Source organism: Biostraticola tofi, assembly GCF_004343195.1.
Classification (GTDB): Bacteria; Pseudomonadota; Gammaproteobacteria; order Enterobacterales; family Enterobacteriaceae; genus Biostraticola; species Biostraticola tofi.
Genome location: NZ_SMCR01000032.1, coordinates 1 through 1,469 on the forward strand (window position 1 = coordinate 1; position 1,469 = coordinate 1,469).

Consider the following 1,469-nt stretch of genomic DNA (forward strand, 5'->3'; position numbering starts at 1 on the left):
GTCTGGACGCTGTGATTGTCGGCATGCCCAATCGCCACCTGCTGGCCCTTGAGGGCGATATCTTTGCGCGCCAGCACATCCGAACCTTTGATCTTGAGCCCCTGGCCCGCCTTGAGGTTGACCTTGCCGTCGGTGCTACCGACGGTACGAGGTTTTTATTATGGCTGCGCAAGATTCCAAGCAGAACTAGGTACAAAAAAAGCCCGCCGGATGGGGTGGGCGATATCGGGGATCAGCTGTAATTTCAGCCGTCTCCGGCTATTGTCCTGAAGGGTAACTGGATGGAGGCGTTTGGATTTGAAATCCGGCAGAAGATCGAGGTGATTTGTAAGCAGGGAGAGTTGGTCATCTGGCTGGCTGAGGAGTGAGAAACACATATGGAGATCCCGGCCTGCGCCGGGGTCAAACCTTAATAAGTTTTGGGATGGCTTTTTTTTTGAGCTTAGACAGGATCCAGATACCTGTACCAACAGGCATACCTGTTATTAAGCCCCTTTTCATTGAAAAAAGAACGTCTTCCTGCCAGCCAAAAATAAAAGCTCCATTTTTCAAATAAACCAAAAATGCAGCACATAAACATCCGGATAAAACGACAAGAGTCATAATAATGACGAATGAGGATAATAAAATCAGCAGTGTTGTTAACCCATAATTACGCTGTGTCATTTATTATCTCCTGCCTCTTTTAGCTTACTTTCGGTTTTACTACTCGTTATTTCACTGGCAATAGAACCACTAACAGCCCCAGCCATACCAGCTGTTTTATCTGAGACTAGTGGAAAGTATTTGTTTCCAACTTCTATGGTTTTACCGCCTGCTACACCAACCGCCGTACCAAAACCGGCACCAACCACAGCCGGGAGTACATCTTTCCCCTGCAACTTAGCCCCCGCATACGCCCCAGTGATGCTTGCTGCTTCAGCAAACCAGAATCCCTTGCCTTCAGTCACAGCCCCTGTTCCCGCTGCAATCAGGGCATCTGTAACGCTCAATGGCCCTCCTCCTGCAACCTGATTACTCACATTAGCCACACCACTGATGGCCCCACCAGCCAGTATACTTCCTGTCGTAGCCGTTGCTGGCAGCAATAAGGGGGCCACCACTGTTGACATGCCTGCACCCCAAGCCTTCACTAGCCCCGTGGCTGGCTGCTGGCCGGCAGTCAGTTTTCCAGTGACAAGTTTATCTTTACCATATTGAATTTGCTCTGCCGTCGACGGATTGATGACATTGCCATTTTCGTCAACTAAGTTGGTATTGGTCGCTAATGTAGTTTGTGAATTACCATAGTCCATCATGCCTTTGGACAACCAGTTATTCTCTACCGCATTCTTCCCCGCCTGCGCCCCCGCCACCGCGCTCGCCACATCGCCGCCGGCCAGGCCGCCTGCCAGCCCCGCCGCCAGCGTCCCCAGCGCCGACACCATCGTCTTCTGGCTTTCCGTCAAATCCTTTGCTTGGGTTCCCGC

The 1,469-nt window shown here is 51.2% G+C and carries 3 protein-coding genes and 1 pseudogene; 2 read left to right on the forward strand and 2 right to left on the reverse strand.

The genetic code is table 11. The annotated features are described in order from the left end of the window. Positions 1-242 (forward strand): hypothetical protein (locus tag EDC52_RS19955; protein ID WP_165911779.1); only part of this gene is annotated, 242 nt, incomplete at its 5' end. Between the two features lie 15 nt (positions 243-257). Beyond that, positions 258-368, forward strand: a pseudogene (locus tag EDC52_RS19785) (SymE family type I addiction module toxin); the annotation flags it as partial. A gap of 34 nt (positions 369-402) precedes the next feature. On the opposite strand, the gene EDC52_RS19790 reads toward EDC52_RS19785, so the two are convergent. Both EDC52_RS19790 and EDC52_RS19795 read right to left on the reverse strand, forming a co-directional pair. Continuing rightward, positions 403-666: an immunity protein gene (locus tag EDC52_RS19790; RefSeq protein ID WP_131868061.1), complete on the reverse strand. Its 264-nt coding sequence runs from the start codon at positions 664-666 to the stop codon at positions 403-405. After that, on the reverse strand, positions 663-1,469 hold an 807-nt coding region (locus EDC52_RS19795), incomplete at its 5' end, for a VENN motif pre-toxin domain-containing protein (RefSeq protein WP_230468118.1). The genes EDC52_RS19795 and EDC52_RS19790, both read right to left, overlap by 4 nt.